Raw genomic sequence first — 24,816 nt, 5'->3', positions numbered from 1 at the left:
GTGTCGGTGAGTTCGATGGTGCTCGGGAGCAGGTCGCGGGCGGTGTCGTACAGGCGTTGCTCGGCGGTGGCGAGCAGCACCTTGTCGATCGACGTCTCCGGGCCTATCCGCCCGCCCTCGCCGAGACGGCGCTGGGTGGCGTGGGAGCGGCAGCGGATGGTGTGCAGCGCCAGGTAGGCCGCACCCAGATCCGCGTCGTCCGTGCTGTCCCTGCTGGTCGTCTCGTCCAGCAGGCGCTCGAGCCGTTCGTAGAGGAACGCGATCCGGTGCCAGAAGCAGGTGGAGCGCTCGTGGGGGAGCAGGTCCATCGCGAGCTGCCAGCCGTCGCCGGGCTTTCCGAGCATGCGGTCGCCGGGGACGACGACGTCGTCGAAGAAGACCTCGGCGAACTCGTCGATGCCGTGCATGGTGCGCAGCGGGCGGACGGTGATGCCGGGGGTGTCCATGTCGACGAAGAACGCCGTGATCCCGCCGTGGCCCGGCGCGGTGCGGGTGAGCAGCACGCAGCGCTGGGAGTACTGGGCCAGGCTCGTCCAGACCTTCTGCCCGTTGACCACCCAGTCGTCGCCGCGGGGCTCCGCCCGGGTGGACAGCGACGCCAGGTCACTGCCCGACCCCGGCTCGGAGAACCCCTGGCACCACTGCTCGGCGCCGGACAGCAGCAGCGGCACCATCTCGGCCGCCAGCGCCGGGGGCGCGTACGAGATCATGGTCGGTGCCAGGACCTCGATCATCGAGTAGATGCCGGGCTCGGCGAGGTCCCGGGCCGCGACCTCCTCGCCGAGTACGGCGCGCAGCACCGCCGGGCCACCGAGGCCGCCGACCTCGGTGGGCCAGCCGTGGCGCATCCAGCCCGCGTCGTACAGGGCGCGGCGCACCCGCGCGAGCTGGGCCACCTGCCCGTCGAGGGAGTGGTCGGGTCCTGGGGTCAGGTCGTTCTCGGCCAGCCAGGCCTGCACGTCCGACCGGAACTCCGCGATGTTCACGGGGTCGGTTCGTAGGCGTGCGGCCGCCCCGAGTCGTGCGCTCCGCTGCGCCGGATGAAGGTCATCTTGCGCGTGCGCAGCCGCCAGCCGTCCGGCGTGCGGCGGTAGGTGTCCGAGTAGTACCCGATCCGCATGTCGTGCTTCGAGTGCTCGATGAAGCACAGCGGCTGGGTTCCGGTCGCCTCGTCGCCGTCGATCTCGACGAGCGCCGTCCCGGTCAGGAACAGGCCCTTCGGCGCGGCCGCGACCATCTTCGGGAACAGGTCGAGGGTGAACACGTCACCGAAGGCGCTGTAGGTGCCGTCCGGGGTGAAGACCGAGAGCAGCCCCTCGACGTCACCCTGGGTGATGGTAACGGCGTACTTCGCCAGCATCTGCTGGATCGCGACGACGTCGTCAGTGGACAAAGGTCTTGCCGCCCTTCATCACGAATTTCACGTTCTGCAGCGTGCTGATGTCCCGCAGCGGATCTCCGGCGACGGCGATGACGTCGGCCAGCAGGCCCTCGGCGAGCCGGCCCCGGTCCGTGACGGCCAGCAGCTCGGCCCCGGTGGTGGTCGCCGCCCGGATCGCGTCGAGCGGGGTCATACCGCGCTCGACCAGGGTCACCAGCTCGATCGCGTTCCTGCCGTGCGGGATCGCCGGGGCGTCGGTGCCCACGGCGATCTTCACTCCGGCGGCCAAAGCCTCCCGGATCGAGTTCCGGGCCCGGGGGAAGATCTGGGCCGCCTTCTCCTTCAGCTCAGGCGCCGCGTGGGAGACGTCCATGCCCTCGATCAGGGCCTGGGTCGCCACGAGGAACGTCCCGTGCTTGACCATGAGCTCGATCGCCTCGTCGTCGATGAGGAAACCGTGCTCGATGCAGTCGATACCCGCCTCGACGGCCGAGCGCACCGCCTGGGCGCCGTGGGTGTGCGCGGCGACCCGCAGGCCGTGGCGGTGCGCCTCGTCGACGATCGCGCGCAGTTCCTCGTCGGAGTAGTGCTGCGCCCCGGGCAGGCTGGTGTGCGACATGACCCCACCCGACGCGCACACCTTGATCAGCTGTGCGCCGTGCTTGATCTGGTAGCGCACCGCCCTGCGGACCTCGGCGACGCCGTTGGCGATGCCCTCCTCGACCGTCAGGTCGAGGACGTGCGGCGCGAACGCGCCGAACATCGTCGGGTCGAGGTGGCCGCCGGTCGGGGTGATCGCGTGCCCGGCCGGCACGATCCGCGGGCCGTCGACCCAGCCCGCGTCGATCGCCTTCATCAGCGCGACGTCGAGCAGGTAGCCGCCGGTCTTGCAGAACAGGCCGAGGTTGCGGACGGTGGTGAACCCCGCCCGCAACGTCCGGCGGGCGTTGCCGACGGCACGCATCATCCGCAGCGGGGGGTCGTCCCGGACGGGAGAGGTCACGGCATGCTCGCCGCGGCCGCCCATCAGCAGGTTGACCTCCATGTCCATGAGGCCGGGCAGGAGAACCAGATCGCCGAGGTCGATGATCTCGCCTTCCGGCGAGCCACCGACACCGACGATCCGGTCTCCGTCGATCTGGAGGATGCCGGGCCTGACGACCTCACCGAGGTCGACGTCGACAAGCCCGGCAGCCCTGATCGTGAGCACGTCAGACGACGGGCTCGACGATCACATCCAGGTAGGCCGCGCCGCTGTCGGGGACGCGGGGCTGCTTCCAGACCTCGACCGGGAAGGACACCATGACCAGCGACTGCATCAGGTGCATCAGGGTGCGGGCGTCCTCGGGCAGGTCGTCGATCGGGAACTTGTCGCAGTAGGCGATCGCGTCCTCGAGGAGCGGGAAGGCGACGTCGTAGAACTCCTGCATCTCGTCCATCGTGGACGCGAGGCGGCGGGCGTAGCGCTCGGGCTCGGTGGCCAGGTCCCAGGCCAGGTACGGCTCGAGGGCGGCGAACTCAGACGGCAGCGGCATCGCTGAACTCCTTCACGCGGTCGGCAACGGTCTTGTGCAGGTGCCGGAGCAGGATTTCCTGGTCGCACAGGGGGAACTCGGTGACCGTACGGGTACCGATCATCGTCTGGGTGGCCTCGAGGGTGTTGGCGTCCTGGAGCGCGTACTCCTTGAACGTCACCGCCGCCAGCTCCTGGGCCAGTCGCTCGCGGGCGTTCTTCGGCGGAGCGAAGTAGAGGCTCGCCTCGAAGGTGTGCTTGTTCACCGCGGTCGGCCAGTAGTGGTACGTCAGGTACCAGCCCGGCTTCCAGAACAGCAGGGTGAAGTTGGGGAAGATCTCGAACGAGTCGGTGCCCCAGGACTTGTGCTTCACGGGGTTGATCCCGGTCGGGAGCTTCTCGACCTCAAGGCCGTCGATCTCGGGCGTGTCCCAGGGGCCGAACAGGCCGCTGCGCAGCACGCGCTCGATCGGCTTGACCATTGACGGGTCCTTCGGCGGGGCCATGCCGCCCCAGGAGGACACCATCGAGTGCGGGCTGAACAACTGGTAGTGCAGCGCCTCGAACCCGTAGCCGATGAGCTTCTCGGCCTCGCCCTTGACGGCCTGCTTCTGGTGCAGGACGGGCGCGTGGTAGAACTCCGCGAAGGCGTCGATGAACAGCTTCCAGTTGGCGCCGACCTCGGCCCGGTAGGAGTAGACCTCGGTCAGCTCCGAGTACGGGTAGCCCTCGAGGCCCTTGACCATGTCACCGAGGTACTCGGTGAGGGTCTCCTGCGGGTTCAGGTTGATGAAGATGAAGCCTTCCCAGACGTCACAGGCGACCTCCTTGAGGCCGAACTGCTTCTTGTCCAGGTCGAAGAACTCGCCCTCCTGCTGGACGAAGGTCAGCTCGCCGGTGAGGTCGTAACGCCAGGCGTGGTACTTGCAGATGAACTGCCGGCAGCTGCCGGCGGTCTCCTCACCCGGGAAGTCGTTCCACACCAGCTTGTTGCCGCGGTGCCGGCACACGTTGTGGAACGCGCGCACCTTGCCGTCCGGGCCCTTGACGATGATCAGCGACGTCCCGGCGGCGGGCAGTTCCTTGGTGAAGTAGCTGCCGGTGCGGGGCAGGCGCTCGACCCGGCCCACGTTCAGCCAGGTGCGCTTGAAGATCGCCTCGCGCTCCTGCTCGTAGAACGCCGGGTCGATCGAGTCGTTGTAGTCGACGGGCGCGGTGCCGAGCTCGGGATAGTTCTCGGTCCAGCTCCCCGCCGGGGGCTTGCTGAAGTGGGGCACAGGTCTACCTCTCGTTTTCGAGCGCCATGCCGATGGTGGTGCGGGCGATGATGTTGCGCGCGATGGCAGGCGCGCGACACTCGCCGACGGTGCCGACCGGACCGTCGCTCAGCCGGACCGTTACCCGGCCGGATCCGTCACTCGGCGTCCGTCGAGGCGTTCCAGCAGGTCCGCGGGTGGCCGGACCGGACGCGCGCGGCACCGTCCCGTCCCTCGGCCCGGCTGGCCGGCCGGGTCGGGGCGTCGACGGGGTGGTGACACGCATGATCGTCCGGTCTCTCCTCGTCCCTGTGAGAACTACGTTCTCCATGTCGATAATTAGGTTTCCATGGAGAGGCCTCCGCGTCAACGTCACCGAACGCAATCGTGACAACGGGTACCCGAGGCGGGACGCAGGGGCGCGCCTCCCGTCGACCGGCAGTTCTCTGGAGCCGAGAAGCCGGCTTCCTCACTTGGAGAGGAGGATGCCACATCCTGCCCCGAACGGCGGCCTTCGGGCGTGACAGCAACGCGCCCGCGCCGCGGCCGCGGGGTGCGGTCGCGACACGGGCGCGGGGCAGGTGCTGGGCCGAGGGCGAGCGGCGGCTCAGAGGTTCTGGACGAACAGCTTCAGGAGCCCTGGACGAACGGGTAGATCCGGGTGAAGTCGACGCCCGGCTCGGCCGCGGCGAACTCCTCCCACACCGACGACGTGACCGTGCCCAGCGACGTCGGCCCGTCCAGCTCGCGCACCTCCTGGAGATAGAGGCGCAGGTCCTTCGCCATCAGCGAGTTCGCGAAGCCGGCCGAGTAGCGCTCGGTGAGCACCTGCCGGGGGAACTTCTCGGCGGTGGCGTTGTTCTGCCCGCTCGCCGTGTTCAGCACGTCGAGCATCGTGCCCATGTCGAGGCCGGCCGAGGTGCCGAACGCGACCGCCTCGCTGGTCGCGGCGAGCGCGACGGCGGCCAGGAAGTTGTTGGCCAGCTTGAGGGCCTGGGCGAGGCCGGGCCGGTCACCGACCCGGCGCCGGCGGTCGCTCAGCGCGGCCAGCACGGGCTCCACCCGGGCGCAGGCGTCGTCCGTGCCCGCGTACATCACCGTCAGGGTGCGGGCACGGGCGCCCGTGACACCGCCGGAGACCGGCGCGTCCACGTAGCCGATGCCGCCGGCGGCCAGCAGGTCGGTGATGCGCTGGGCCGCGCTCACCCCGATCGTCGAGGTGTCGACGACGTGGGTGACCCTGCGGTCGGCCGTCTCGGCAAGCCCGCGGGCCACCTTCTCCGAGATCACGCCGTCGGGCAGGCTGAGCACGACCACCTCGGCGTGCCGGGCGACGGCTGCCAGGTCGTCGAGATGGGTGGTTCCCTCCGGGGCGCGCTCGGGGCCCGCCGCGTCGTGGACGACAAGGTCGAGGCCGAACTGCGCGACGTTGGCCGCGAGCGCCCCGCCCATGTTCCCGAGGCCGACGAAGCCGACACGGGGGGCCGTCATGCGTCGTCGCGTTCCGCCCGCACGGCCTTGACCGCCCGCCGGGCCGAGATCGCGGCCGGCGCGCCGCAGTACGCCGCCACCTGGAACAGCAGCTCGTCGATCTCCGCGTCGCTGACCCCGGTGCGCGACGACGAGCTCGCGTGCAGGCGGAACTCCTCCATCCGGCCCAGCGCCGCGGTCATCGCCATGACCAGCAGGCTGCGGTCCCGGGTGGAGAGCACGCCCTCCCTGGTCCAGACGCCCCACGCCATCGACGTGATGTGGTCCTGGAACTGCCGGCTGGTCTCGTCGGTGTCGCCGGTCGCGCGGTCGACGTAGGCGTCGCCCAGCATGGCTCGGCGCATGGCGTAGGCGGCGCGTAGCTGCTCGGTCTGTTCCATGGGTCCTCCCGATCCTCAGTAGAGCGACAGGCTGACGGTCTTCACCCGGGCGTACTCGTGCAGGGCCTCGATGCCCTTCTCCCGGCCGTAACCGCTGGCCTTGTAGCCGCCGAACGGCGTCTCGACCGTGAGCGGGCCGCCGTTCACCGCAACCTGGCCGGCCTCGATCCGCTCCGCCAGCCGCAGGCCGCGCGCGACGTCCCCGCTCCAGACGCTGCCGACGAGGCCGTACTCGCTGTCGTTGGCAAGCGCGAGGGCCTCGTCCTCGCCCTCGAACGGCAGTGTCACCAGGACCGGGCCGAAGACCTCCTCGCGGGCCACCGGCAGGTGCGGCGCCACCCCGGCGTAGACGGTGGGCCGGATGTACAGGCCCTTCGCGCCCGGGCCGTCGGCGTAGGCGGCGCCCCCGGTGGCCGGCCGCAGCCCGGACGCCAGCGTCCGTGCGAAGAAGTCCAGCACCTTCCGGTACTGCGCCTCGGTGATGATCGGGCCGAAGTCCACGCCCGGGGTGAGCCGCTCCACCGCCGCGACCACCCGGGCGACCAGCTCGTCGTGCACGGACGCCTCGACGAGCAGCCGGGTCGTCGCCGAGCACACCTGCCCGGAGTTGGTCGCGACGGTCGAGACCGCGGCGGCGGCCGCCCGGTCCAGGTCGGCGTCGGCGAAGACCACCAGGGGAGACTTGCCGCCGAGCTCGAGGGTCGCCGGCACGAGCCGGTCGGCCGCGATCCGGGCCAGGTGCCGCCCGGTGGCGACCGAGCCGGTGAAGGTGACGCGCCCGACCCGCGGGTCGGCGGCCAGCGGGGTCCCGACTTCGGGCCCGGTTCCGGTCACGACGTTGAACAGGCCGTCCGGGAGCCCGGCCTCGCTCGCCAGCCGCGCGAGGCGGACGGTGGAGATCGACGTCAGCTCGGACGGCTTGACCACCACGGCGTTGCCCGCGGCCAGCGCCGGGGCCAGCGCCCGGCACGCCTGGTTCAGCGGCAGGTTCCACGGGGTGATCGCCGCGACCACCCCGTACGGCTCCAGCCGGGTGTAGGTGTGGCTGCCCCCGCCCAGGTCGATCGTGCGCCCGTGGCGCGCGCGCACCACCCCGGCGTAGTACCGGAAGTAGGCGGCGGACTGCTCGACCTCGAACCGGAGCTGGGTGGCGATCTTGCCGGTGGCCACCCGCTCCAGCTCCATCAGCTCGGCCGCGTGCGCGTCGATGACGTCGGCGACCCGGTGGAGCAGCTCGCCGCGCTCCGCCCCCGACCGCCGCGCCCACTGCGGCTGGGCCGCCGCTGCGTCGGTGACGGCACGGTCGACGTCCACGGGGGAGCCGGCGGCGATCTCGTCACCGGGCTCGCGGGTCGAGGGGTCGAGCGTGGGCAGGTAGCTCCCGCCGGCCGGTGCCGCGGCCTTCCCGCCGATCCAGTGGTCGTGACGGACGGTCACGTCAGGTCACCTCCGGGGTGCGGCGGGCGGGCGCGGGGCGCGGCGGGCGCACCGTCACAGCCCGAGCGACTTCGCGATGATCGTCTTCATGATCTCGCTGGAACCGCCGTAGATCCGCCCGACCCGGGCGTCGGCCCAGGCCCGCGCCACCGGGTACTCGTTGATGTAGCCGTAGCCGCCGAAGAGCTGCAGGCAGGAGTCGATCACCCGGCCCTGCATCTCCGTGCAGAAGAGCTTGACCATCGCGGCGTCGGCCGGCGTCGCGTCGCCCGCCACGTGCGCGAGGAGCACCTGGTCCAGCAGGGCCTGGCCCGCCTCGACCTCGGTCGCGCACCCGGCCAGCACGAACTTGGTGTTCTGGAAGGTGTTGAGCGTCTTGCCGAACACCTTGCGGCCGTTGACGTAGGCGACGGTCTGCTCGACTATCGACGCGGCCGCGCCCTGGGCGTTGATCGCGATGGAGAGCCGCTCCTGCACGAGGTGCGAGGTCAGGTAGGTGAAACCCTGGCCCTCCTCGCCCAGCAGGTTCGCCGCCGGGACACGGACGTCGTCGAAGAAGATCTCGACTGCCTCCTGGATGTGCAGCCCGATCTTGTGTAGCGGGGCCCCGCGGCTGACGCCAGGAAGGTCACCGGGGATCACCAGCAGCGACAGGCCGGCGTGGCGCTGGGTCGGGTCGGTTTTCACCGCGGTGAGGAAGAGGTCGGCGTTCAGGCCGCCGGTGATGAACGTCTTGGATCCGTTCACCACGTAGTGGTCACCCTCGCGGCGCGCGGTGGTGGTGAAACCGGCCAGGTCCGATCCCGCGCCCGGCTCGGTCAGCGCCAGCGCGGCGACCAGCTCGCCGCTGGCCAGGCCCGGCAGCCACCGAGTCTTCTGCTCCTCGTTGCCGTGGTCGACGAAGTACGGGACGGAGATGTCCGCGTGGATGCGCAGGGGGCCCAGCGCGTAGCCGCCCCGGGCGGCCTCCTCGGTGACGACGGCGTTGAACAGGAAGTCCGCCCCGCCGCCGCCGTACTCCTCCGGGATCCCGAGCCCGAGGATTCCAACGTCCCCCGCCTTGTTGTAGAAGTCGCGCGGCGGTAGGCCGGCTTCCTCCCACTCGCGGTAGTGCGCCCCGATCTCCTTTTCGAAGAAGGTGCGGACGGCTGCCCGAAAAGCGTCGTGCTCGGGACCGTAGACCGTGCGTCGCATCCGGTCGCCCCTCTCCGGCCGAGGCGGGGTGTCCCGCCGACGTCGTCGTCTGAGTCACGGGCTCCGCGCATGACGGGCCCGTCGGGTTTCGTGTGCCTGGTCGTGTGCGTGCTAGATATCGCGTGCGTGTCGGATATCGGTTTCGTGCGCCGGGGACCGGCCGGCCCGGGGGACGGGCAGACCATGCTCAGGAGGAGACGGAGGTGGGCCGCCGCACCCCGGAGCGGCCGGCGGACCCGTGACCGGGACGCCGTCGGTCGACGTGGTGACGGGTCGACCACACTGCCCCGCCAAGCGCCGCCGACCGTGGGAATGCCATCGATCCCACGGGCTCCGGTCGCCTCCAGGCCACCTCGGACGCGTCAGTCGCAGCCGAACCGCCTCGGCGGGATCGCCGGGAACGGGTCGCCTCGAACTGCATCGCCTCGAACTGGGGTGGTCCCGGGAGTTCGCGCGCGGCCACACGCGGCGCGAGACCGGGGCTTAACGTACCTTCGCTGCCCGGACGCAGTCCAGTGGGCGGCGGCGCCCGTCCTGTCTGGTACGTACCGCGAACAGCCGCGATGGTCGACCGCCGGCGGACCGGTGACGGAAGGTACCAGTCCGGGTACGTGGGCGTCGCGGAGGCAGTCGGGAAGATCTTCCGGACCCGTTCGGGTGAGCGTGTCCTCGGCCCAGTGAGTCTCTGCTAACGTGAACCGTCGGCCAACGTGATCAGTTGCGTGCACGTGAACCGTCGTGTGCCGGGTGGCGTGCATGCCGTCTCCCTGACCGCGCTCGCGGGTGTCGTGGCGCATCCGACACCGCGGGTTCCACCACCAGCCCCACCGGCGCGGCCGGTGGCCGCCCGGCTCGAGGGCGGTCGCGGGCGGGGCCGTCGCACTGATTGAACGCTGTCACTGATTGAACGCTGTGACCTGTTGTTACCTGCTGGACGGACGAGACCGTCGCCGGTGCGGGAGTGAGGGGTGGACAGGTTGGACAAGGTGGTTCCGAGCGCGGAGCTCGCCGTGGCGGACATCCCCGACGGGGCCTCGCTGGCGGTGGGCGGATTCGGGCTCTGTGGCATCCCGAGTGGCCTCATCCGCGCGTTGCTCGCCGCCGGCCCCAAGGACCTCGAGACGGTCAGCAACAACTGCGGCGTGGACGACTGGGGCCTCGGCCTGCTGCTGCGGGCGGGGCGGATCCGGCGCACCACCGGCTCCTACGTCGGGGAGAACAAGGAGTTCGAGCGTCAGTTCCTCTCCGGTGAGCTCGAGGTCGAGCTCGTTCCGCAGGGCACCCTGGCCGAGCGGCTGCGCGCCGGCGGCGCCGGCATCCCGGCCTTCTACACCCCCGCGGGCGTCGGGACCCAGGTGGCCGAGGGCGGCCTGCCGTGGCTGTACGACGGCTCCGGCGGCATCGCGGTCGCCTCGCCGCCCAAGGAGACCCGGATCTTCGACGACCGGACCTACGTCCTCGAACGCGGCATAGTCTGCGACTTCGCCCTGGTCCATGCCTGGAAGGGCGACCGGCACGGCAACCTGGTCTACCGGGCGAGCGCCGCCAACTTCAACCCGCTGTGCGCGACGGCCGGGCGGGTCACCATCGCCGAGGTCGAGGAACTGGTCGAGCCCGGCGAGCTCGACCCGGCCCAGGTGCACACCCCGGGGATCTTCGTCCAGCGGGTCGTGCACGCGCCCGACACGGAGAAGCGGATCGAGAAGCGGACGGTGAGCTGAGATGGCCCTGACTCGTACCGAGCTCGCGGCCCGGGTCGCCCGCGAGCTCGAGAGCGGACAGTACGTGAACCTCGGTATCGGCCTGCCGACCCTGGTTCCGAACTATCTGCCCGACGGCGTGACCGTGGTCCTGCACAGCGAGAACGGCATCCTCGGCGTCGGCCCCTACCCGGCGGACGCCGCCGTCGACCCCGACCTGATCAACGCCGGCAAGGAGACCGTCACCGTCCTGCCCGGGGCGGCCTTCTTCGACTCGGCCACCTCGTTCGGGATGATCCGCGGCGGTCATGTCGACGTCGCGGTGCTCGGGGCGATGCAGGTCTCCCGGGTCGGCGACCTGGCGAACTGGATGATCCCCGGCAAGATGGTCAAGGGCATGGGCGGCGCGATGGACCTCGTGCACGGCGCCCGGCACGTGATCGTGATGATGGAGCACGTCGCCCGCGACGGCAGCCACAAGATCCTCGACGAGTGCACGCTGCCGCTGACCGGCCGCGCCTGCGCTCAGCGGATCATCACCGACCTCGCGGTCATCGACGTCGTGCCCGGCGGTGTCCTGGCTCTGCGCGAGACCGCGCCCGGCGTGACCGTCGACGACGTCCGCGCCGCCACCGGCACGGAGCTCACCGTCGACCTGGTCACCACCTAGCGCCACCGGGATCGCCGCGAGCCGCGGTCGGTCTCGAGGTTCCGCGGAACCGGAACGTCTGCTGGCTGTGTCCGCTGCGGGCCGTGGTCGGTCCTGGGGTTCCGCGGAACCGGAGCGCTGTTAGCCACTGGCGGTCTGGCTGGCTGCCTGGACGCTGAGGACACGGCCCAGCTCGAGGCCGGCTCGAGCGGGCCGGCCGGGCTCCCGCCCAGGCAGCGCGGGCGGGCCGGCCGGAGCGAGTGGTGCCAGGACGAGCTGGCGGTCGGCGTGCGGTGAGGCCGCCGGCTGCCGGCGGTTCCAGGTGTGGAACGCCAGCCACCAGGCTCCGTCCGGCGCCTGGAAGGGTTCGGCGCCGCCGGGGCCGACGCCGGCGGTGCCGGTGCGCAGCAGGGGCTCCGGCCGCGGTGTGCAGGGGCCGAGTGGCCCGGCGCAGGTCGCCGAGCCCGTCGCGTAGTCGGTGCTGTGCCAGTCCCCGGCGGAGTAGAGCAGGTCGTAGCGGCCGTCGCGCGCCAGCATCGCCGGGCCCTCGACGACGCCGTGCTCCCAGTCAAGGGTTGGCGTGAGCAGCCGGGCCGGCTCGCCGAGCAGGGTGCGCCCGTCGGGGGAGAGGCGCTGCGCCCAGATCGCCGGGATGGTTCCGGGCAGGACGCCCTCGCTCTTCCAGGTGAGGTAGCGGTCGGCGCCCACGGTGTACGGGCTCGGGTCGATGCTGCCGCCCTCGGACTCCTGGCAGATCAGCGGCGCGGCCGAGGTGTCGGCGAACGGGCCGGTCGGGCTGGCCGCGTGGGCCGTCGAGACACACTGGTGCCCGGTGGCGGCGACCCGGGTGGCGTAGTAGAGCACATACCCGTCGTCGACCCTGGCGACCGCGGGCGCCCAGGTGGTGAAGCCGGTGTCCTGCGCCCAGCCGGGCAGCCGCGGCAGCGCGTCGCCGGCCCGCGTCCAGGTTCGTAGCTCCGGATCGGTGCTGACGAGCACGGGGATGTTGGCATCGTCCGCGTTGGTCCCGTAGGCGTAGCTGGTGGCGCCGGCGGCGAGCACGTAGGGGTCGGCGAGGTTCGATCCCCGGACGGCGACCACGCCGCGTTCGTCCGCCGGCGAGCCGGGCGATGAGCCGTCCGAGGGAGCGCCACCGGAACCACCCGGCGTGCCGCTCGCGCCACTCGTGCCGGTGCTCGGGACCGAGGCGGCGGACGGCGCCTGGGCGGAACCGCCCCGCGCGGCGATCGGTGCGGTGACCAGCACGGCGACGACCGCTCCGACGGCGATCAGGGCGCCGGCGGCCACGGCGGCCCGTCGCGGCGGTCGACCGCGCCGCCGCGTCGGCGGATCCGTCGGGGGGAGCGCCGGAGGCGGTGGGTGGGGCGCCGTGCCGGGACGGGGTTCGGCCGAAGTCGGCACGGCGGGCATCCTCCTGAGAACGGCGGGGGCGAAGCGGCACAGGACGGCGGGACGGCGGCGAAGCGAGCTGCGCGGTGGCGGAGTGGCCGGATGGCGGGCCGGTCCGGCGTCGTCCGCAGTCTTGATGCCGTTGATGTGGGCCTCATGTGAGCCGCCAGGCGCTCGGATCCGGGCGCCAGCGCCGGCAGCGCTCACGGCGGACGTGGAACGTGCCTCAGCCGGCACGTCCACCCACGGATGGTGGCCATCTGTGTTGCCTGTGTTGTTGGTTGGGCGTTCAGCTTCCGGTCGACCGTGTGCTGAAGGCTTCGCCGGGGCGCGATTTCGCCGCTCTCCACTGGTCACCCTGGGAGAAGGAGCCACTGCGTTGCGTTGGAATTTGCGTGGGAGGGGGCGGCTCGCTGTCGCCGCCGCCCTGGCCATGGTCGCGCTCGCCCTGTTCGGCGTGCCGACGGCTATGGCCGGGCCGACCGACGTGCGGATCAACGAGATCGAGTCGAACGGCGGTTCGCCGGGTGACTGGGTGGAGCTGGTGAACACCGGTACGGCCGCGGTGAACATCTCGGGTTGGGTGGTCAAGGACAACAACAACTCGCACGTGTTCACGGTCGCCTCAGGCACCTCGGTGGCCGCCGGCGGACGCGTGGTGCTCGACGTGGATCCGGTGTTCGGCCTGGGCAGCGCCGACTCGGTGCGGCTGTACCAGCCGGGCGGGACGACGCTGGTGGACTCGTACACCTGGACCTCGCATGCCACGACGACCTATGGGCGGTGCCCGGACGGCAGCGGCGCGTTCACCACGACCAGCGTGTCGACCCGGGGCGCCGCCAACTCCTGTTCAGGCGGCGGTACGGCCGCGGCGTGGCCCGGTGGCACCGCGGTCACCGTCGCCGACGCCGCGAACGCGTTCGGCACCAACCTGAGCGGGCTGTCCTTTCAGAGCGCCAGCGTGCTCTGGGCGGTGAAGAACGGCCCCGGCGCGCTCTACCGGCTCGTGCCCAGCGGCGCGACGTGGATCCCCGACACCTCCGGCGGCTGGACGTCCGGGAAGGCGCTGCACTACGCCAACGGGACCGGCGACCTCGACGCGGAAGGCGTGGTCGTCACCCCCGACGGCGTGATGGTCGCCACCGAACGCGACAACAACGGCAGCACCAGCCTGCCGAAGATCGCCCGGTTCGACGTGTCCTCCACGGCCACCGCGCTCAACGCGACCGCGGAGTGGGACCTCACCTCCGACCTGCCCGCGGTGGCGGCCAACAGCGGCCCCGAGGGCATCGCGTGGATCCCCGACTCGTTCCTCACCGCGCACGGCTTCCGGGACGAGCACACCAGCGCCGCGTACAACCCGGCCTCCTACCCCGGCCACGGCAGCGGCCTGTACTTCGTCGGCCTGGAGGCCAACGGCACGATCTACGCCTACGCCCTCGACCAGACAGGTGGCGGTTACACCCGGATCGCCGCCGTGCCGAGCGGCTTCGCGGGCGTGATGGACCTCGAGTACGAGCCCAGCACCGGCCACCTGTGGGCGGCCTGCGACGACACCTGCCAGGGCCGCACCGCGACGCTCGACGTCAACGCCCAGGGCCAGCTCGCCGTCACGGCCGTCTACGAGCGGCCCACCGGAATGGCGAACTACAACAACGAGGGATTCGCCATCGCGCCGCAGGAGACCTGTGCGTCCGGCCTGAAGCCGGTCCTGTGGTCCGACGACGCCAACGACGCCAGCCACGCGCTGCGTGCCGGAACGCTCAACTGCTGACGTCCCCCTCAATGCTGACGTCCCACGCAATGCTGAGGTCCTAAGCGCTGCTGACGTTCTGGGCCCCGGTGGCCGGGCGGTGGTCGGGTGGTCCCGGGCCGCCCGGCCACCGGGGCCGGTGGAAGACGGGCAGCATCGGGTCCGGGGCGCCGAGATGGTTCCCCTGGCCGTAGCCGATCCCGGTGTCGCGCACCGCGGTGAGCTCGGCGGCGGTCTCGATGCCCTCGGCGATGATCCGGCTGCCGATCTTCCCGGCGAGGTAGACCAGCGCGATGGCGGTCGCGCGGCGGACGGGATCGGTGTCGATGCCGTGGATCAGGCACCGGTCCATTTTGATCACGTCGGGGCGCAGCTGCACGAGCCGGGCGAGCCCGGCGTAGCCGGCGCCGACGTCGTCGACGGCGATCCGGGTCCCGCGGGCGCGCAGCTCCCGGGCCGCGCGCAGCACGGCCGGGTCGTCCAGGCTGCGTTCCTGCTCGGTGATCTCGACGACGAGCCGGGTCAGGTCGATGTCCGGGAGGACACCGAGCAGACCACCGGTGAGCGCGGTCGGGGAGGCGTTGACCGCCAGGCGGGCGTTGGCCGGGATGGCGGGCAGCACGCCCAGCGCCCGCCGGACGGCGGAGAGCTCCAGCTCGACGCCGAGCCCGACGCCGGCGGCCCGCGCGAACCACTGTTGGGGATCGGCCGGCGGGCCGGGAAACCGGGCGAGGGCCTCGGCCGCCACGGCCGACCCGGTGCGCAGGTCGACGACCGGCTGGAACACCAGACGCGGCCCGCCGCTGTCGAGGACCTCCCGGACGGCCCGCCAGGTCCGGCCGGAGTGCTCCCACATCCGGTGCAGATCCCGGACCGACACGCTGAGCAGGTCCGCGATCAACATCAGGATCTGGACGTGCCGTGAATCCAGGTCCGGCCGGGGAACGCGCCCGATACAGCCGACGACCCCGTAGACGCGGTCGCCGTCGCGGACGGGCGTCGCCGCGTAGGCGCGGACACCGAGCTCAGTGATGGTGGGCAGACCCGCCGTCCGGGGGTCCTCCAGCGTGTCGGGAATGATCGGCGGCAGTCGGCCGGTCAGCACCCGCCAGTAGAGCGTGCGCTCCCGCTCCTCGGGCGAGCCGAGCACGGTCGTGCCCGGGCCGACGCCGTAGGAGGCGCCGTCGCCGTTATGGGCCTGCAGGACCAGCCGGTCGCCGTCGAAGCGGCACAGCCAGCTGAGATCCATCCCCAGCTGGTTGCGCAGCACGCCGAGCAGGTGCACCACTGCTGTGTCCGGTGTGTCCGGTGTGTCCGGTTCCGGGACGTCCACCGGCGTCCCCAGGATCGACAGACCGCCGGCCGTCATGCGCCGTCACCTCCACCGTCAGGATCGACTCGATCCCCGCGGCGCGCACATCCACCGCGCCCGCCGCGGCGGCGGACGTCCCCCGGCCGGGCCCGGTTCTACTGCCCGGCCGGCCCTTCCGCGGTGTCCCACGACGCCGGCCGGGCCAGGCCCGCCGGCAGGTGGGTCCGCCGGTCGCCGCGCGCGGAGTCCACCTGCTTCTGGGCCAGGCCGGTGGCCGCGGTGAGGTCGGCGCCGTCCAGCCGGGCGTTGGTGAGGTTCGCCCCGGAGAGGACGGCGTCGGCGAGGATCGCCTCGTCCAGGACGGCGTTCGTGAGGTCGGCGCCGCCGAGCTGGGCGCCGGTGAGATCGGCCCGGCCCAGCTGGGCGCCGGTGAGGGTCGCCCGGAAGAGCAGGGCGCCGGCAAGGGTCGCGTCGGCGAGCCGGGCGCCGGTGAGGTCCGCGTCGACAAGCTCGGCGTCGGTGAGGTTCGCCCGGCGCAGGTCGGCGCGGGCGAGATCGGCGTCGTCCAGGCTGCCGCCGGTGAAGTCGACCCCGGCCAGCCGGGCGTCGGCCAGGGTGGCGTTGGTGAGCGTCAGGTGGGCGAGGCTGGGCGCACCGGGAAGATCTGCGTGGTTGGTGAGGCCGGTGAGCCCGGTCAGGTCGGCGCCGGTGAGGTCCGCGGGGTGCGGGAGCCGGGCGAGGACGCCGACGGCGGCGCGGATGTCGACGGCGGGCGGCCGGGACGGCCCGCGCCGCCCGGGCCTGGCGGACGGCGCGGCGGGTGCGGCGGGTGCCGGGGCGCGCCGGGGATCGGTGCTGAGGGTGCGGACGAAGGCGGCGAGGACCTCGACGACGGCCCGCCGGTCGGCGGGGCTGTCGGCGACGATCCGTTCGAGGGCGTAGATGCCGCCCAGGCGGATCGTGTCGCTGTCCGAGCCGAGCTGGTCGATCGCCCGGGTGTAGAGCTCGCGGACGTGGGTGTTCGCGTAGGCCTGCCGCTCGCGTTCGTCGGCCGCCTCGTTCGCCCGCCGGGTCTCGGTGTTGGCCGCCCGGGTCTCGTCCAGGGCGACCAGGGCGCCGGCCACGGCGATGAGGGCCGAGGCCGCGGTCAGCAGGCCGCCCTGCAGGGCCGCCCGCGCGTCGGTGTCGCCCGGGTCCGGGTACATCCGCGGGGGGAGATGCCAGATCCCGGCCGCGGCCGCCGCCGCGCCGGCCGCGGCCAGCCCGGCGACGATCCACAGCCAGCGCCGGCCCGCGGACCGTCGCGCGGCGCCGCTGGTGGCGACGCCGGCCGCGCCGCCGCAGGAGCAGGTTCCATGAGCGCCGGGGGTCACACCGGCGTTGTCGGTCATCTCCCGCCCCCGTCCTCCGGTCGCTACCCGTTGTTCCCGTAGGGGCGGGTGAGGATCTCCATCCAGTGCCCGGACGGGTCGAGGAAGTACAGGCCGCGCCCGCCGTGGTTGTGGTTGATCTCGCCCTTCTGTCGCCCCTGGGGATCGGCGTAGAAGGTGATGCCGGCCTGCCTGATCCGGGCGAACGCCGCGTCGAACTCCTCGTCCGACACCAGGAACGCGTAGTGCTGCGTGGCGATGGACTCCGCCGCGGTGGCGGCGAAGTCGAGGGCCACGCCGTTGGCCGTGACGACCGGCAGGAACCGGCCCGTCCGCGGCCCGACCTCGAGACCCAGGATGTGGGCCAGGAACCGGGCGGACTCCTCGTCGTTCCGGGCGTGGACGATCGTGTGGTTCAGCTCGACGGACATGGGTGAACGCCTCCGTGCGACACCTCGCGGCGCCTCCATCCCTCACCCGGCCGGTGACCGGAACGCGGCGCCGCAGTCAAGATCCTATGAAGCTTTCCCGTGCCGCGCCGGGTATCCCGGCAGACCCGTGGCCGCCCGGTGGGGGGCGGACGTGGACGGACCGCGCGCCGCGGGTACGACCGGTGTGTACCCCGCCGGTGGGGCCGTGTTGTCGGTGCTCGCGGCCACACTGTGAAAGACCGCCACACCGACCCGAGGACGGCGATGACCGCGGCAGTGAGCAGTAGCCCGCACGACCTGTCCGACCTGGGCGACGAGGCTGTCGCGCTGGTCCGCCGCTGGGTCGCCGAGGCGGCGTCCGAGCCGGTGGACCCGGCCGCCGCCCGGCTGGCCGCCGTCCTGCGGGAGCCGGGCGGGCTGGCGTTCACCGTGCGCTTCGTCGACGGGGTGATCCGTCCGGAGGACCCGCGGGTAGCGGCGCGCAACCTGGCCCGGCTCGCGCCGTCCGTGCCCGCCTTCCTGCCCTGGTACCTGCGCGGTGCGGTGCGGGCAGGGGGAGCGGCCGGGCCCGTGGTGCCGTGGGTCGTCGTCCCGGCCGCCCGGCGGGTGCTGCGCCGGATGGTCGGCCACCTCGTCGTCGATGCCACCGACCGCGGCCTCGGGCGGGCCATCGAGCGGCTGCGCCGGCCCGGCGTCCAGCTGAACATGAACCTGCTGGGGGAGGCCGTCCTCGGTGAGCGGGAGGCCGCGCGCCGGCTGGCGGGCACGACGGCGCTGCTCGCCCGGGACGACGTCGACCACGTGTCGATCAAGGTGTCGGCGAGCGTCGCGCCGCACGCCCCCTGGGCCTTCGAGGAGACCATGGCGCATGTCGTGGAGACGCTGACACCGCTGTTCGAGCAGGCCACGGCAGCGCGGCCGGCGGAGTCACGGCCGGCGGAGTCGCGGCCGGCCACGTTCGTCACGTTGGACATGGAGGAGTACCGCGACCTGGACCTGACGATCGAGGTGTTCACCACGCTGCTCGACCGGCCGGCCCTGCGGCGCCTGGCGGCCGGGATCGTCCTGCAGGCCTACCTGCCCGACGCGCTCGGCGCCCTTACCCGCCTGCAGGAGTGGAGCGCGTCCCGGCGGGCGGCCGGCGGCGCCCCGGTCACCGTACGGCTGGTGAAAGGCGCGAACCTGCCGATGGAACGGGCCGAGGCGTCCCTGCGCGGCTGGCCGCCGGCGCCGTACGACACCAAGCAGGACACCGACGCCAACTACAAACGGCTGCTGGACTACGCCCTGCATCCCGACCGGGTCGCCAACGTGCGCGTCGGGGTCGCCGGCCACAACCTGTTCGACCTGGCCTTCGCGTGGCTCCTCGCCGGCCGCCGCGGCGCCCGCGGCGGCCTCCGCTTCGAGATGCTGCTCGGGATGGCGCAGGCGCAGGCCCGGGTCGTCGCGCGCGAGGTGGGCGGCCTGCTCCTCTACACCCCGGTGGTGCGGCCGGCGGAGTTCGACGTCGCCATCGCCTACCTGGTCCGCCGGCTCGAGGAGGGCGCGAGCCGGGAGAACTTCATGTCGGCCGTGTTCGACCTCGCCACCGACGAGACGCTGTTCGCCCGTGAGGAGAAGCGGTTCCGCGCCTCGCTGGCCGACGTCGACGACACCGTCCCGTCCCCGCGCCGCACCCAGAACCGCCTGCGCGCCGCGCCTCCCATCGGCGCAGCGGGGCCGGCCGGGCCTGATGGCGCAGGAGGCTTCCGGAACGCTCCGGACACCGACCCCTCCCTGGCAGCCAACCGGACGTGGGCACGGCGCGTCCTGGCCCGGGTGCCGGCGTCCACGCTGGGCGTCGACCTCGTCGCGGCCACCACGATCCGCTCGGCGGACGAGCTGGACGCGGTGCTGGCACGCGCGGTCGCCGCTGGCCCGGGTTGGGCGGCGCTGGGTGGGGCGGGCCGCGCGGCCGTTCTACGCCGGGCCGCCGAGGTGCTCGAACAGCGGCGCGGCGAGCTGGTCGAGGTCATGGCCACCGAGACCGCGAAGACCTTCGACCAGGCCGATCCGGAGGTCTCGGAGGCCGTCGACTTCGCCCGCTACTACGCCGAGCGGGGTGCCGGGCTCGACGACGTCGACGGGGCGCTGCTCGCGCCGGTGCGCCTCACCGTGGTCACGCCGCCGTGGAACTTCCCGGTCGCGATCCCCGCCGGGTCCACTCTCGCCGCCCTCGCCGCCGGCTCGCCGGTGGTGATCAAACCCGCTGGTCAGGCCCGCCGCTGCGGCGCCGTCCTGGTAAGGGCGCTGTGGGACGCCGGCATCCCCCGCGAGGTCCTCCAGCTCGTCAACGTGGACGAGGGCGACCTCGGCCGGGCGCTGGTCGGTGACCCTCGCGTCGATCGGGTCATCCTCACCGGCGCGTTCGAGACGGCGGAGCTGTTCCGGTCGTTCCGCCGCGACCTGCCGCTGCTCGCGGAGACGAGCGGCAAGAACGCGATCGTGGTGACGCCGAGCGCCGACCCCGACCTGGCCGTGCGCGACGTCGTCGCCTCCGCGTTCGGCCACGCCGGCCAGAAGTGCTCGGCGGCGTCGCTGCTCATCCTCGTCGGCTCCGCGGCGGCGTCCCGCCGGCTGCGCGACCAGCTCGTCGACGCGGTCCGCTCGCTGGTCGTGGGGGAGTCGGCCGACCCGCGGACCCAGCTCGGGCCGCTCATCGAACCGGCTTCGGGCAAGCTGCTGCGCGCGCTGACCGAGCTCGGCCCGGGCGAGCGCTGGCTCGTCGAGCCACGGCGCCTCGACGAACAGGGCCGGCTGTGGTCGCCCGGAGTGCGCGCGGGGGTGTCCCGCGGGTCGGAGTTCCACCGGACGGAGTACTTCGGCCCGGTCCTGGGGATCATGGAGGCGGTCGATCTCGCCGAGGCCGTGGAGATCCAGAACGAGGTCGACTTCGGTCTCACCGCGGGTCTGCACTCGCTCGACGCGGCGGAGCTCGACTACTGGCTGCGCCACGTCCAGGCGGGCAACCTCTACGTGAACCGCGGCATCACCGGCGCGATCGTGGGCCGCCAGCCGTTCGGCGGCTGGAAGCGCTCGGCGGTGGGCCCGGGAACCAAGACGGGCGGCCCGACCTACCTCTACGCCCTCGCCGGCTGGACCAGCAGACCCAGCTCCGCGACGGCCGAGCTCGGGCCGGCCGCCCGCCGCCTGCTCGCCGTCGTCGCTGACAGTGACTGTGTAGGAGAGTCCGGCGACGGTGCCTCCGTTGGTGGCGCCTCCGCTAGTGATGCCTCCGCCGGCGGCGCGTCCGCTGGCGGTGCCGCGCCTGGCGGAGGCGCCGGTGGTGGGGTCGGCGCGGTCGCGGATCTCGCTGGGCTGGAACGGGCGCTGCGCAGCGACGCGGCCGCCTGGGCCGGCGGGTACGGCGCCGCCCGCGAGCTCGCCGGGCTGTCCGCCGAGCGCAACATGCTGCGCTACCAGCCCGTTCTGGTCGAGATCCGCTTCGCGGGCGGCGGGATCCACCAGCTCGTCCGCGTGGTCGCGGCCGGGCTGCTGGCCGGCTCGCCGTTGCGGGTGAGCTCCGCGGTCGAGCTCCCGCGGTGGCTACGCGCGGAGCTCGCCGGGCTGGCGGTCGGTAACAGCTGCCAGTCCGACGACGAGTGGCTCGCTGACCTGGCCCGACGCCCGGCGAGCCGGGCCGGGCTGCGGGTTCGGCTGATCGGCGGGGACGCCGGCGCGCTGACGGCCGCGGTCGGTGACCGCCTGGAGATCGCCGTCCACGCGCGGCCGGTGACCGAGTCCGGGCGGCTGGAGTTGCTGCCGTTCCTGCGCGAGCAGGCGGTCAGCATCACCGCCCACCGCTTCGGTACCCCGGACGGCCTCTCCGACGGCCTCCTCTGACAACCCGCGCCAACGCCGTGCGCTGAGAGCGGGGGCTCTGACCTGCCGGTGTGTGGCGTCGGCCGATCCGGCCAATGCGCCTCTTCCGACCGTTTCCTAGGTTAGGCTTACCTAAATTTCGGCGTTCGTGGGGCGGGAAGACCCGCGGTCCAGCTCCGCTCCCATCCTCGCTGAGCGTGCGCCGTGACGCAGCCGATCGAGGAGCTGAACCGTGGCCACTCTGCGTGAGTCCATTCGTGCCGCGTCCGCGCGGCGGGCCGGCCGCATGATCCAGTGTGAGGTGGCGGTCGAGGCCGTCGCCGTGGTCTCGCCGTCCTTCCGTCGGGTGACGGTGCGCGGCGACGGGCTGTCGGCCTACATCGACCCGCTGCCCGCCGACGCCTTCCGGCTCTTCCTCCACCCGCCCGCCGCGGCCGGCACCGGCTCCGGGGCCGACGCGGGCGCGGCCGGGCCGGATGATCGGGCCGAACTGTCGAGGGCCTTCACGGTGCGCACGTTCGACCCGGCGGCGAACCGGCTCACCTTCGACGTGCACCGGCACGGCTCCGGGTTCGCCGCCGGCTGGCTCGACCGCCTGTGGCCCGGTGACACCGCGGACCTTCTCGGGATGCGGGTCGAGTTCGCCCCGCCGGAAGCCGGCGCGCCAGCGCGGACCAGCACCGCGATCCTCGTCGCCGACGGTAGCGGGCTTCCGGCGGTCGCGGCCATCCTCGCCGCGCTGCCCGCCGGGCAGCCCGCAGTGGTTCTCCTCAGCGGTCTCGCCGAGCAGGATCTCGGGCTTCTGCCGGAACGCCCGGGCGACGACCTGCGCCTGGTGCCCGCCGGCGGGCTGCCGGCCGCGGTGCGGGCCCTGACCAGGCCGGACGGTGGCGCGCTGGCCTTCGTCGCGGCGGAGGCGAGCGAGGTCCGGGTGATCCGCCGCCTGCTCGCGGAGGATCTCGGCGTGCCGCGCGGTGACCTGCGGGCCTCCGCCTACTGGAGGGCCGGTGAGACCATGGAGGAGGCCGACGCCGCCGCGGAGCTCCGGTACGCCGAGGCGGCGGCGCAGGGCCGCGACCTCTCCGACCCCGCCGTGCTCGAGGAACTGGCACTCGCGTAGCGCGCCGCCCAGCCGCACCGGCCACCCGGCCCGGTTCACCGCCCTGGCGGGTGGGCGCCGGGTCGCGCAGGTCGCAAACGGTGGCACGGCGCACCCGCGGGCGGCGACAGTGGATGGCCGGGACGAGCGGCAACGCACGGTGCCACATGCCTCTGCGCAAGGATCAGAGGCTCGGGACGGGCAGGGCATACCTTGATACGACACGAAGTAGTAGACGTGAAGCGGAGTATCGGTGACTGATTCGGTGATCATCTACACCCAGACGGACGAGGCGCCGGCTCTGGCGACGTACTCGTTCCTGCCGGTGGTGCAGGCGTACGCGTCGACGGCCGGGGTCAGTGTCGTCAGTCGCGACATTTCCCTGGCCGGGCGGATCATCGCCAGCTTCCCGGAGTACCTCGAGCCGTCCCAGCGCATCGACGACGCGCTCGCCGAGCTCGGCGATCTGGCCCGCACGCCCGAGGCGAACATCATCAAGCTGCCGAACGTCTCGGCGTCGATCCCGCAGCTGCGGGCCGCGGTCGTCGAGCTGCAGCAGCAGGGCTACGCGCTGCCCGACTACCCCGACGACCCGAAGACCGACCAGGAGCGGGAGGTCCGCGCCCGCTACGACAAGATCAAGGGTAGTGCGGTCAACCCCGTGCTGCGCGAGGGCAACTCCGACCGCCGGGCGCCGGCGTCGGTGAAGGGCTACGCGAAGGCGCACCCGCACCGCATGGGCGCCTGGAGCGCCGAGTCGAAGACGAACGTCGCGACCATGGACGCCGACGACTTCCGTTCGACCGAGAAGTCCGCGGTGATCGCCGCGGACGGCGCCCTGCGCATCGAGCTGGTCGGCGACGACGGCACCACGACCGTCCTGCGCGAGTCGGTACCGGTGCTCGCGAGTGAGGTCGTCGACGCCTCCGTCATGCGGGTCGGGGCGCTGCGCGAGTTCCTCACCGCGCAGGTGGCCCGGGCCAAGGCCGAGGGCGTGCTGTTCTCGGTGCACCTGAAGGCCACGATGATGAAGGTCTCCGACCCGATCATCTTCGGCCACGTGGTGCGGGCCTTTTTCCCGGAGACGTTCGCCCGGCACGGCGCGGTGCTCGCCGCCGCCGGCCTGACCCCCAACGAGGGTCTCGGCGGCATCTTCAAGGGGCTGGAGGCGCTGCCCGAGGGCGCCGAGATCAAGGCCTCCTTCGAGGCCGAGCTCGCCGCCGGGCCGCCGCTGGCCATGGTCGACTCCGACCGGGGCATCACGAACCTGCACGTGCCCAGCGACGTCATCGTCGACGCGTCCATGCCGGCGATGATCCGCACCTCCGGCCACATGTGGGGGCCGGACGGTGCCGAGGCGGACACCCTCGCCGTCCTGCCCGACAGCAGCTATGCCGGCATCTACCAGGCCGTCATCGACGACTGCCGCGCGCACGGCGCCTACGACCCGGCGACGATGGGCTCGGTGCCCAACGTCGGCCTGATGGCGCAGAAGGCCGAGGAGTACGGCAGCCACGACAAGACCTTCGAGATCCCGACGACCGGCACCGTGCGGCTCGTCGACGGGGCGGGCACGGCGGTCCTCGAGCTGACCGTGAGCGCGGGTGACATCTTCCGCGCCTGCCAGACCAAGGACGCCCCGATCCGCGACTGGGTGAAGCTCGCCGTCACCCGGGCCCGCGCCACCGGCAACCCGGCCGTGTTCTGGCTCGACGAGACCCGCGCGCACGACGCCCAGCTCATCACCAAGGTCCGGACCTACCTGGCCGACCACGACACCACCGGGCTGCAGATCGAGATCAAGGCCCCGGTCGACGCGATCACCTTCTCGCTGGAGCGCATCCGCCGCGGCGAGGACACCATCTCGGTGACCGGCAACGTGCTGCGTGACTACCTGACCGACCTGTTCCCGATCCTGGAGCTCGGCACGAGCGCGAAGATGCTCTCGGTCGTCCCGCTGATGAACGGCGGCGGCCTGTTCGAGACCGGTGCCGGCGGGTCGGCGCCCAAGCACGTGCAGCAGCTCGTCAAGGAGAACTACCTGCGCTGGGACAGCCTGGGCGAGTTCCTGGCGCTGGCGGTGAGCTTCGAGCACCTCGCGCAGCGCACGGGCAACGCCCGCGCCCAGGTGCTGGCCGACACCCTCGACCGGGCGACCGCGACGTTCCTCAACGAGGACAAGTCGCCCACCCGCCGGGTCGGTGGCATCGACAACCGGGGCAGCCACTTCTACCTGGCGATGTACTGGGCCCAGGAGCTGGCCGCGCAGACCACCGACGCCGCGCTCGCGCAGGCGTTCGCCGGCCTGGCCGAGAGCCTCGCGGCCCAGGAGAAGACCATCGTCGACGAGCTGCTCGCCGTGCAGGGCTCGCCGGCCGACATCGGTGGCTACTACCAGCCCGACCCGGCCAAGGCCGCGGCCGTGATGCGCCCGTCGAAGACCTTCAACGAGGCCATCGCGACGCTTGCCTGATCTGCCGGCCTGACCACGTGTCAGGAGCGGGACGTCAGGAGAACGTGGGTCAAGGGAAAGGGCCCGGGCTCCGCACGGGCCCTTTCCCTGATCGTTTCGACCTCCC

At 72.6% G+C, this 24,816-nt stretch carries 19 protein-coding genes; 6 read left to right on the top strand and 13 right to left on the bottom strand.

The window, feature by feature from the left end:
- From E0504_RS40965 to E0504_RS40925, 9 genes are all read right to left on the bottom strand, one after another.
- Positions 1–986 (bottom strand): acyl-CoA dehydrogenase family protein (locus tag E0504_RS40965; protein WP_131627021.1); only part of this gene is annotated, 986 nt, incomplete at its 3' end.
- On the bottom strand, positions 983–1,393 hold the full coding sequence (locus E0504_RS40960; RefSeq protein WP_071063054.1) for a nuclear transport factor 2 family protein: 411 nt from the start codon (positions 1,391–1,393) through the stop codon (positions 983–985). The genes E0504_RS40965 and E0504_RS40960, both read right to left, overlap by 4 nt.
- Entirely contained in the window at positions 1,383–2,591 is a 1,209-nt protein-coding gene (locus tag E0504_RS40955; protein WP_112105793.1) for an amidohydrolase family protein, read from the bottom strand. Before E0504_RS40955 ends, E0504_RS40960 begins: the two co-directional genes overlap by 11 nt.
- A gap of 1 nt (position 2,592) precedes the next feature.
- Positions 2,593–2,916: a hypothetical protein gene (locus E0504_RS40950; protein ID WP_020461807.1), complete on the bottom strand. Its 324-nt coding sequence runs from the start codon at positions 2,914–2,916 to the stop codon at positions 2,593–2,595.
- Positions 2,900–4,171, bottom strand: a complete 1,272-nt coding sequence (locus tag E0504_RS40945) for an aromatic ring-hydroxylating dioxygenase subunit alpha (RefSeq protein ID WP_112105794.1) — start codon at positions 4,169–4,171, stop codon at positions 2,900–2,902. The genes E0504_RS40950 and E0504_RS40945 overlap by 17 nt, the downstream gene beginning before the upstream one ends.
- A 609-nt stretch (positions 4,172–4,780) precedes the next feature.
- Positions 4,781–5,641 carry an NAD(P)-dependent oxidoreductase gene (locus E0504_RS40940; protein ID WP_112105795.1) on the bottom strand — a complete coding sequence of 287 codons (861 nt, stop codon included), beginning with the start codon at positions 5,639–5,641 and terminating at the stop codon, positions 4,781–4,783.
- Complete coding sequence (locus E0504_RS40935; RefSeq protein ID WP_131627019.1) at positions 5,638–6,021, bottom strand: carboxymuconolactone decarboxylase family protein; 384 nt, start codon at positions 6,019–6,021, stop codon at positions 5,638–5,640. The genes E0504_RS40940 and E0504_RS40935 overlap by 4 nt, the downstream gene beginning before the upstream one ends.
- A gap of 15 nt (positions 6,022–6,036) precedes the next feature.
- The gene (locus E0504_RS40930) at positions 6,037–7,458 is read right to left on the bottom strand and encodes an aldehyde dehydrogenase (protein WP_131627017.1); all 1,422 of its coding nucleotides are present in this window, start codon (positions 7,456–7,458) and stop codon (positions 6,037–6,039) included.
- A 54-nt stretch (positions 7,459–7,512) separates the two neighbouring features.
- Positions 7,513–8,652, bottom strand: a complete 1,140-nt coding sequence (locus E0504_RS40925) for an acyl-CoA dehydrogenase family protein (protein WP_131627015.1) — start codon at positions 8,650–8,652, stop codon at positions 7,513–7,515.
- Between the two features lie 977 nt (positions 8,653–9,629).
- On the opposite strand from E0504_RS40925, the gene E0504_RS40920 reads away from it, so the two are divergent.
- Together E0504_RS40920 and E0504_RS40915 are read left to right on the top strand one after the other, a co-directional pair.
- The gene (locus E0504_RS40920; protein WP_071063147.1) at positions 9,630–10,373 is read left to right on the top strand and encodes a CoA transferase subunit A; all 744 of its coding nucleotides are present in this window, start codon (positions 9,630–9,632) and stop codon (positions 10,371–10,373) included.
- Position 10,374: 1 nt separating this feature from the next.
- A complete protein-coding gene (locus tag E0504_RS40915; protein ID WP_112105797.1) occupies positions 10,375–11,022 on the top strand; it encodes a CoA transferase subunit B in 648 nt (215 codons plus the stop codon).
- A 120-nt stretch (positions 11,023–11,142) separates the two neighbouring features.
- Here E0504_RS40915 and E0504_RS40910 read toward each other — a convergent pair whose 3' ends face one another.
- Positions 11,143–12,309 (bottom strand): glycoside hydrolase family 43 protein, encoded by a 1,167-nt coding sequence (locus E0504_RS40910; protein ID WP_112105798.1) that lies wholly within the window; start codon positions 12,307–12,309, stop codon positions 11,143–11,145.
- 535 nt (positions 12,310–12,844) lie between these two features.
- Between E0504_RS40910 and E0504_RS40905 the strand changes: the two genes are divergently transcribed.
- Positions 12,845–14,185 carry a lamin tail domain-containing protein gene (locus E0504_RS40905; protein WP_112105799.1) on the top strand — a complete coding sequence of 447 codons (1,341 nt, stop codon included), beginning with the start codon at positions 12,845–12,847 and terminating at the stop codon, positions 14,183–14,185.
- Between the two features lie 40 nt (positions 14,186–14,225).
- On the opposite strand, the gene E0504_RS40900 is transcribed toward E0504_RS40905, so the two are convergent.
- The 3 genes from E0504_RS40900 to E0504_RS40890 form a co-directional block, all read right to left on the bottom strand.
- Positions 14,226–15,533, bottom strand: coding sequence for an EAL domain-containing protein (locus tag E0504_RS40900; protein WP_131627013.1), 1,308 nt, complete (start codon positions 15,531–15,533; stop codon positions 14,226–14,228).
- 98 nt (positions 15,534–15,631) lie between these two features.
- Positions 15,632–16,867, bottom strand: a complete 1,236-nt coding sequence (locus tag E0504_RS40895) for a pentapeptide repeat-containing protein (protein WP_131627011.1) — start codon at positions 16,865–16,867, stop codon at positions 15,632–15,634.
- Between the two features lie 23 nt (positions 16,868–16,890).
- Positions 16,891–17,277, bottom strand: a complete 387-nt coding sequence (locus tag E0504_RS40890; RefSeq protein WP_071063080.1) for a VOC family protein — start codon at positions 17,275–17,277, stop codon at positions 16,891–16,893.
- Positions 17,278–17,541: 264 nt separating this feature from the next.
- Here E0504_RS40890 and E0504_RS40885 point away from each other — a divergent pair, with 264 nt between their 5' ends.
- The 3 genes from E0504_RS40885 to E0504_RS40875 all read left to right on the top strand — a co-directional run bounded on the left by E0504_RS40885 (position 17,542) and on the right by E0504_RS40875 (position 24,710).
- Positions 17,542–21,159 (top strand): proline dehydrogenase family protein, encoded by a 3,618-nt coding sequence (locus E0504_RS40885; RefSeq protein ID WP_131627009.1) that lies wholly within the window; start codon positions 17,542–17,544, stop codon positions 21,157–21,159.
- 211 nt (positions 21,160–21,370) lie between these two features.
- Positions 21,371–22,258, top strand: a complete 888-nt coding sequence (locus E0504_RS40880) for a siderophore-interacting protein (protein ID WP_131627007.1) — start codon at positions 21,371–21,373, stop codon at positions 22,256–22,258.
- Positions 22,259–22,490: 232 nt separating this feature from the next.
- Positions 22,491–24,710 carry an NADP-dependent isocitrate dehydrogenase gene (locus E0504_RS40875; protein WP_112105804.1) on the top strand — a complete coding sequence of 740 codons (2,220 nt, stop codon included), beginning with the start codon at positions 22,491–22,493 and terminating at the stop codon, positions 24,708–24,710.
- Positions 24,711–24,816 lie beyond the last annotated feature (106 nt).

It is taken from the genome of Parafrankia sp. BMG5.11, from assembly GCF_004337455.1.
This window is presented reverse-complemented; position numbering and strand designations above follow the sequence as displayed.